Source organism: Microcoleus asticus IPMA8 (assembly GCF_013179805.1).
In the GTDB taxonomy this organism is placed as follows: domain Bacteria; phylum Cyanobacteriota; class Cyanobacteriia; order Cyanobacteriales; family Microcoleaceae; genus Microcoleus; species Microcoleus asticus.
This window is the reverse complement of record NZ_SRRZ01000198.1, coordinates 1-7,973: the sequence shown is the minus strand read 5'-3', so window position 1 is coordinate 7,973 and position 7,973 is coordinate 1. Positions and strand designations below refer to the sequence as shown.

General features: G+C 44.7%; 7 protein-coding genes. 4 read left to right on the top strand and 3 right to left on the bottom strand.

All coding sequences use genetic code 11. The features are described from left to right. On the top strand, nucleotides 1–493 hold a 493-nt coding region (locus E5S67_RS30190; protein WP_172192906.1), incomplete at its 5' end, for a S1 family peptidase. 54 nt (nucleotides 494–547) lie between these two features. Here E5S67_RS30190 and E5S67_RS30185 read toward each other — a convergent pair. Both E5S67_RS30185 and E5S67_RS30180 read right to left on the bottom strand, forming a co-directional pair. Next, complete coding sequence (locus tag E5S67_RS30185; protein ID WP_172192904.1) at nucleotides 548–787, bottom strand: type II toxin-antitoxin system HicA family toxin; 240 nt, start codon at nucleotides 785–787, stop codon at nucleotides 548–550. Further along, nucleotides 780–1,046 carry a hypothetical protein gene (locus E5S67_RS30180; RefSeq protein ID WP_216670814.1) on the bottom strand — a complete coding sequence of 89 codons (267 nt, stop codon included), beginning with the start codon at nucleotides 1,044–1,046 and terminating at the stop codon, nucleotides 780–782. Before E5S67_RS30180 ends, E5S67_RS30185 begins: the two co-directional genes overlap by 8 nt. Nucleotides 1,047–1,201: 155 nt before the next feature. On the opposite strand from E5S67_RS30180, the gene E5S67_RS30175 reads away from it, so the two are divergent. From E5S67_RS30175 to E5S67_RS30165, 3 genes are all read left to right on the top strand, one after another. Then, nucleotides 1,202–2,692, top strand: coding sequence for a catalase (locus E5S67_RS30175; RefSeq protein WP_172192902.1), 1,491 nt, complete (start codon nucleotides 1,202–1,204; stop codon nucleotides 2,690–2,692). Between the two features lie 358 nt (nucleotides 2,693–3,050). Continuing rightward, entirely contained in the window at nucleotides 3,051–3,491 is a 441-nt protein-coding gene (locus tag E5S67_RS30170; protein WP_172192900.1) for a peroxiredoxin, read from the top strand. A 539-nt stretch (nucleotides 3,492–4,030) separates the two neighbouring features. Continuing rightward, nucleotides 4,031–6,685, top strand: coding sequence for a C39 family peptidase (locus E5S67_RS30165; protein WP_172192898.1), 2,655 nt, complete (start codon nucleotides 4,031–4,033; stop codon nucleotides 6,683–6,685). Between the two features lie 98 nt (nucleotides 6,686–6,783). Here E5S67_RS30165 and E5S67_RS30160 read toward each other — a convergent pair whose 3' ends face one another. Next, nucleotides 6,784–7,686 (bottom strand): XDD3 family exosortase-dependent surface protein, encoded by a 903-nt coding sequence (locus tag E5S67_RS30160; RefSeq protein WP_216670813.1) that lies wholly within the window; start codon nucleotides 7,684–7,686, stop codon nucleotides 6,784–6,786. Between the last annotated feature and the right edge of the window lie 287 nt (nucleotides 7,687–7,973).

The following is a 7,973-nucleotide window of genomic DNA, read 5'->3' as shown; positions in this document are numbered from 1 at the left end:
AATCGAACCACGGCGCAAGCCCCTTTTCTCCATTAACTATGATTCTCTAGGCTCCTTAAGCATCTCAGGAGTTTTCTGCACCACTAAGGCTGCCTCTGACAAGCTAGATTTAGCTTTACTTGAAGTCACGAACATTCCGAAGGATATTAAGCCTTTAGCCAGATCCTCAGCCTCTGTTCCCCTCAACTCACCTACCCACATTATTGGATATTCTGACGACACCAATGATGATTGGACAGTTGCAACAGGAAAAGTCATCAACAAGAGCGATCGAGAGTTACAAATATCTGCAATTTCAGTTATAGTTAATGCTGGCAGTCCCGTATTAGATCGGCAAAATCGCGTTGTTGCCATTGGGCAGGGAAGTCGTTATACCATTAGCATTACTCGATCGCAGAATCAAGAGCCGATTCTACGACCTACTACTGATACTGCTCTTGCTTTTCCGATCCAATCAGTTACAACACAAGTGAAAGATTGGGGTATTGATTAGGCAATTGCTGTAAAGTAAGATTGCTAATTAAATTGCTGAATCATGAAGGCGGACTTAACTAATCATCCCCTCAATTTCTGGATCTGTAAACCCAAATTGCCTGAAAATCCGCAACACATAAGCTGGTGACATTTCCCCAGCACCCATATCAATTGGAACAATCCTTTTTCTGCCTTCAATTTCACGCATATACAAACAATGATCTCCTTTACCCTCTCGGTAAAATTGACATCCGTTTTGTTCTAAAATCTTAATTAATGCTTTAGGTTTTAAAGATGGAAGGTTTTTAGGCATAAACTTTTCTTAGTTCATAAGTGTCTGAGGCTTCTGCATCTTCTAAAGTCAGAAATTCGTGTAATTCATTAATAGAAAGAGGACTGAGATAAACATCAGACTCGGATTCATAAACTTCGGAAAATGACTCAATAGCTTGTTTGAGTTTATCAATAGATTGTTCGGGAGTATTTCCTTGTCCCACCAATCCATTTTCTAAACACAAAGAAACCCAACAATCAGCACTTTTTCGGAGAATCACAGTGTAGAAATCAATCATATTTTATTGAAAACTTAGTTTTAATTGAGTCATGAAATTTTGAAAACACACTAATAATTTAACACACAGTCGCCGATCGGAGAATTACCACCGCAGAAACACCTGGCCCCAGAAAGGTATAGAATACTTAGGATGCAGCAATCAATTTACCCACTATGACAGAAGACAAAACATTGACAACCGCTAGCGGAATTCCGGTTGCAGATAACCAGAATTCCTTGACAGCAGGTGAACGCGGGCCTATTCTCATGCAGGATTTTTACCTGATGGAAAAACTGGCTCACTTCAACCGGGAACGCATTCCTGAGCGCGTTGTCCATGCAAAAGGAGCCGCTGCATTTGGCACGTTTACCGTCACCCATGACATTACTCGCTACACCAAAGCTCAGCTATTCTCAGAAGTTGGCAAAGAAACTCAGGTTCTCCTCCGCTTCTCTACCGTAGGTGGCGAACAAGGTTCAGCGGATGCCGAACGCGACCCCAGAGGTTTTTCGATGAAGTTCTACACCGAAGAAGGCAACTGGGATTTAGTAGGCAATAACACCCCTGTTTTCTTCATCCGCGATCCGCTCAAATTCCCTGATTTGATCCACACGCAAAAGCGCCATCCCCAAACGCATCTCAAAGATGCTGACGCGAAGTGGGATTTCTGGTCGCTGAGTCCAGAAGCTTTGCATCAGGTGACAATTCTGTTTTCCGATCGCGGTACGCCGAAAAACCACCGCCACATGGACGGTTTTGGCAGCCATACGTTCAGCCTAATCAACGATCGAGGAGAACGGGTTTGGTGCAAATTCCACTTCAAAACCATGCAAGGTATTGAAAATTTCACCGCCGAAGAAGCGACGCAGATCAAAGGCGAAGACCCCGATCATGCGACTCGCGACTTGTTTGAGGCGATCGACCAAGGTAATTATCCCAAATGGCGGTTTTGCATTCAAGTAATGACCGAGGCCCAAGCCGCAGAGTATCGCGAAAGCCCCTTTGACTTGACAAAAGTGTGGAAGCACTCAGAGTTTCCGTTAATTGACGTGGGAATTCTTGAACTCAATCGCAATCCACAAAACTTTTTTGCTGAGGTGGAACAAGCGGCATTTTCTCCTTCTAATGTCGTTCCAGGTATTAGCTTCTCTCCAGACAAAGTGCTGCAATCTCGCATCATGTCTTATGCAGATGCTCAACGCTACCGTCTCGGTGCAAACTATCAGCAATTGCCCGTCAATCAACCAAAGTGTCCGGTGATGCACTATCAACGGGATGGCGCAATGGCACCGGGTAACAACGGCGGTAGCGGGCCCAACTACGAACCCAACAGCCACGAAGATGCCCCAAAGCAAAACTCTGCCTATGCTGACCCAGCTTGGGACTTAGGAAATGTCAAAGTCGATCGCTACGATCACCGTAAGGGCAATGACGATTACACCCAAGCAGGAGACCTCTATCGCTTGATGAAACCCGACGCACAGCAGCGGCTTGTCGCTAACATTGTGGAAAGTTTGAGTGCAGCAAAACCGGAGATTCAGATGCGCCAACTGTGCCATTTCTTCCGCGCCGATCCTAATTACGGCCGCCAAGTTGCAGAAGGTTTAGGAATTGCGATCGATCCGTCTATGATGCCCGCTGCTGCTCAACCGATTGGTGTGTAGAACCCGCGAACATTCAATTAGACATCTGCTTTTTAGCAGATGTCTATTCTCACATCTTGCAGTATTCTCGCTGAACAGGCATCTTGCCTGTTCAGCGAGAAAATCTACTCTTTGTGGAACAGCCATCTTGCCTGTTCAAAAAAGGATTATTGACAATGGTGCAATATCTCATTATTGAAAATATTCGTCTAATAGGCACTCTTAGCCCGCATCTTAGGTGCAAGTTAAATGCAGTAAAGCTTAACGTCACGGAGTTGGGGGCGATCGCGATTTTTAACAAAGGTCTCTTGCAAAGCGACAGAACCAACTAAAATAAGTTGAGGAACTGCAAGAAAAACCAAACAAGGGAAACAAAACTATGACTTTACCAGTTGGGTGCGCTGCCCCTCAGTTTACCGCCAAAGACACAAACGGCAACACAGTCTCCCTGTCCCAATTCGCCGGTAAAACCGTAATCTTGTATTTCTACCCGAAAGATGACACCCCCGGCTGCACAAGACAAGCCCAAAGCTTCAAAGCAGCCCATGAAGAATACAAGGGCAAAGATATAGTAGTTCTCGGTGTCAGCCGAGACAACGAGGAATCGCACCAAAAGTTCACAGAGAAATACGGTTTGCCTTTCCAGCTATTAGCAGATGTTGATGGCACGATTACCAAAGCTTACGATGTCGAGAAAGGCGATTATGCCAAGCGCGTTACTTTCGTCATCGACGGTACCGGCAAAATCATTCAAGTTTATGAGGGCGAAACCATGAAAGTTGACACTCACGCTCAAGATATTCTTGTCACCATAGTTTAGTCGAACTTTAGCCGATCGCACTAACCTTCCTAGATGCACCAAACGGCTAAAAACCCGGTTTCTTACTAGATGCCTCGTTCCTATAGGCAATATTCTCCTAGGAACCGGGTTTTTTTCCTAAGTCCTGACCGAAAGCATCCAGGATACAAGCCCCCGCATTCATCCGTGGGGTCAATTCTAAAATCTAAAATCTAAAATCTAAAATCTAAAATCTAAAATCTAAAATCGATTGACTCAGCAAGTGAGGGGTCAAGGGTACAGGGGGAAGCAAACTACTCGAACTAAATTCCTTCCCTCAAAACTTGCACCACAAATCCGCTCAACCACCCATTTATTCGGTTAATGTGCTTAGTGTGCGCCTAAAGTTAGATTTGCGGCGCAACTCGCCCCAATAATTAAAAACTTATGCTGGAAAACGCATTAACCGCCCGTAGGCTTAATCTAGGGGCGGTTTTTTCCTGGTTCGGGTCATTGTGTTTGATAAAATCAGAAGTTATCCTTGCTTTAGCTGAATAACTAAGTAGGTAGAGGGATATATAATGACAACCAACAACATTATTTTGAGTTACTTAGGCCCGCGAGAAATTGAGGCAAATCGAGCCGCTGTCTTAGTTGGCAGTTTTGACAAAAATCTAGTGGCAGCGATTTCAGCATCAGAAGGCTCAAATGCGCTGAATGTGGGGATAAATCTCTCTAGAGGCATTTGGAACATCAGTTTAGAAAAAGGATTCGATAGCGCAGGAACTCGCACACTGCAGGTGAGGGCAACTGATAAGACAGGCAAAGTTATCGGCCAACAAACCATTAACATCAAAGTTAATCCTGCTTCTCAGTCACCCGCTCAATTGTTCACGTTAATTACTCTCAGAGATACCGTATTCAAAGCCGGAACACTGCCCGCGAGCAATCTCAACCCGCAGCAAAAAGCGGAAATACCCGCAGGTAAAACTTATCAAATTACCGACTACGAGTTAGAAGACGGACACCTGAACATTCAACTAAATAATGGAATTTCTCCGGTGGGAAAGTCCGGTTTTTTCTACGAAAAACACGTACTCATCACCAAAGGCGCAAAAATTCTCATATTCGATCGCGCCGAGTTGCCGACCCCGCCGCCTGGAATGCAGTTACTGTGGGTGATCAAAAAGACATGGTTAAAGTTAACCCCCGCAGATTCTGCAACTTTAGGATCAACTCAGAAATTACAATTTAACGTGGGAGAAACTTTCAATCTTCTTGGCTACGCTTGCGTGGAAAACCATTTTCGAGTCGCTTTTGCTCGGGCAGTTCCTAACTTAGGGACTTCGGGATTTGTGTACTGGCAGCACGTCCAAATTTTGCGAGACGGGAGGGGAATTGAGTATGATAGAAATGCAGTTACCATGACTGTTATCAAAACTACTGCGATCAAAAAGCAGCCTGTAAATGCCGCTAACCTGCCACCCCAAGAAAAATTTACTTTGCCGGCGGGAATGATTTACGGAATTGCCGGATTCTCGATCGAACAAAGCCACATTAAAGTCTCGCTGACCGAGAATTTGCCGCAATTTGGCAATACGGGTTTCATTTATCCCGATTTTGTGCAATTCAGTCGCGGTGGCAAATCTTTCAATCCCGCTGTGAATTTAAGTTATCAAGGGCCGTCAGAAGTTTTGGTAAATCAGCCGATCGTCCTTCGGGGTACTTTTGATAGGCAACAAGCAGCAAAAATTGAGGTGATAGCTGAGGATACATTGCCCCTAAGCGTCACGCTAAACCAACAGGCCAGCACTTGGCAAGTTAATTTGTCTAAAGGATTTAGCGTAGCTGGAGCTCGGTGGCTCAGGTTGCGGGCAACTGACAGCAAAGGCAACGTTACTGGCAGCCAAATAATTTACATTACCGTAAGTTCCGATCCGCTGACTGTCGGACAAGGTTTGACCTTAAAGATAGTTTCTGACACTTTGTTTAAGGTAGCTCCGCTTGATTCTTCCCGGCTCAACAATCAGCAAAAAGTTTTTGTCAAAGCAGGCCAGACTTTGGCGGTTAGCAAATACGGATTTATTGACGGGCATCTCAAGGTGGTTGTGGATTCAGCAATTTCGCCGATCGGCACTTTTGGCTATTTTTATGAACCCGACGTTCAGCTTGCCAAAGGCTCTCAAATCCTAAGATTTGACCTGGCAGACGTACCGAATAGCAACGTCAGCGCTCAACTGTTGGTAACTCAAACAACTCAGATTAAAGGTCAACCAGAAGATTCATCTAAACTGCCTGCAAATCAAGTTGCTCAAATAACTTTAGGCAGCACCTATTCCATCACTGGTTATGCCTGCATTTTGGGGCATTTCCGAGTAACTCTCGCCGAACCTATTCCCGGTTTCGGCAATATTGGATTTATTTATTGGCAGGACGTTAAAATTAAAAAAGACGGCAAAGAAGTTCCCTTTGACCCCGATGCTTTGACGATGACAATCCTGCAAGCAACTGTCTTTAAAAAACGGCCGGTAGATGCTGCTAGCCTGAGCAGTACCGAGAAAACTACGCTGCCTTTAGGTCGAGTTTACGGCGTGAACAGCTACGGTGCGGAAGGATCTCACCTGAAAGTTTCCCTGACTGAAGAACTGCCGAATTTGGGCAATACAGGTTATGTTTTTCCTAGTTTTGTTCAGTTCAAGCGGGGAGATAAAATTTTCGATCCGGTTCCGAACAATGTGGAATTGAACGTGCCGTATTTTTCGCAGCGGGACAATCCGCGTTTTGATTGGTCTACTTGCAACGTAACTGCGATCGCGATGGTATTTTATTACTACGGCGTTCGTTCTGAGTGGGGCGGACAGTTGGAGGATGAGTTGTTGCAGTGGTGTTTCGACTATGCCGGTCAGGGTTCTCAAACCGATCACAACGTACTTTCGGCACTGATTCAAGCTTACGAGTTTAAGACAAGTTTTAGTACGACTCGCACGTGGGCCGATGTGCGATCGGAATTGCTGAATCGGCGGCCGGTAGTTTTAGCGGGAGATTTTACTGCGGCCGGTCACATTATCACTTTAATTGGCTACAATTCTCAGGGTTATATCGTGCAAGATCCTTGGGGAAATGCACTAACCGGTTACAGCGATACTGAGGGGAGAAAGTTGATGTATCCCTACAGCTACGTCAATCAAGTTGCTGGGCCAGATGGGAATGTTTGGGCGCATTTTATCTCTCGATAATTTACTCTACGGTTTGCAAGTAGTTTGAAGCATTACGACTATTCGTAAGGTGCGCATTACAGCTATTCGTAAGGTACTCCGTGCGCACCCTACATAACTTAGGCAATCTTGCGCTTAATTTTGCGTTTCGCTGCACCAATACCTAAAATACTAAATCCGGCTAAAGTACCGAAGATAGTAGCAGGTTCTGGTACTGGTTCAGCAGAGCCTTGTTCAAAAGAGCCTTTAATGGCGATCGCATCGTTAGCGCACTCGGCAAAAAAGTTAGCAATATAGTTCCCCGAAGGCATTGAGGATTTATTGAAACTGAATCCGATTGTTTGAGAACCTACGGCATTAAACTGAACGAAATTAAGACCGAGGGCGCTCAAAGTTGCTGGCGTTAAAACATTGATTTCTCCTACTTTTGTACCCGTAGCAATTGAGTTGAGAACCGTCCAGTTACCTGTTTTTTCAAAATAGTGGTCTGTGGCAGCTAAATCGCCCATAGACGGCGTTCCGCCTTGAGATGAAGCTACCGTATTGAATTGATTTAAATTAGTAAAGCCAGAGTTAGTTTGGGTGACGTTTTTAGCAGTAACGTTACTGTAAATGCCTGTTGTGGCTACGCTTGAGTCATTTCCTTCGGCAAAGCGGATACCAAACAAGCTGCCGTTTGCGTTAGCTGTATTGAAATTTTGACCGGAAAAATTGAAGAATAAATCGCCGTAGTTGATGTTGCCTCTTTGAGCTAGTGGGTCGGCGTATCCTGCTAAACTCAGATTCGAGTTAATCGCGATGAAAGCTGTATCTGAGGTTTCTTTGATGGCGATGCCGTAAAATTCAAATGCGCCACCGCCGATTTGATCCCCTGTCACGCCATCGCTGAAGGAATCGATCGCATAATTCCAGCCGTTAGATAGCGTTGCTGCTGTAGCTTTTTGTTGCTGTAGTGCGAAAAGGGTACAGAAAACAGCCACTGAGTAAGTCCAGTGGATGCTGTTTTTATTAATGGAATTCATAAAATTCTCCCAGGGAATCATTGTTAAATTGTCAAGTCTGCTCGATCGACTGTTTTTAATTTTTAGTAAATCATACCTTCGGGCCGAATTTCTTAAAGTTTTGCTACAGATTTGGTCGGGCTACATCCTATCAACTAGATTGGTTAAAACAACCAACCAATGCCAGTAGCTAAATACAGGACTTACCGACGCATAGTATATATAGCGATCGCAAATCATTCATAAATCGATCGAGGGTTCGATCGATCATTAGTTTCATGAGAATGTTGGCTCAAAATCACCAAACT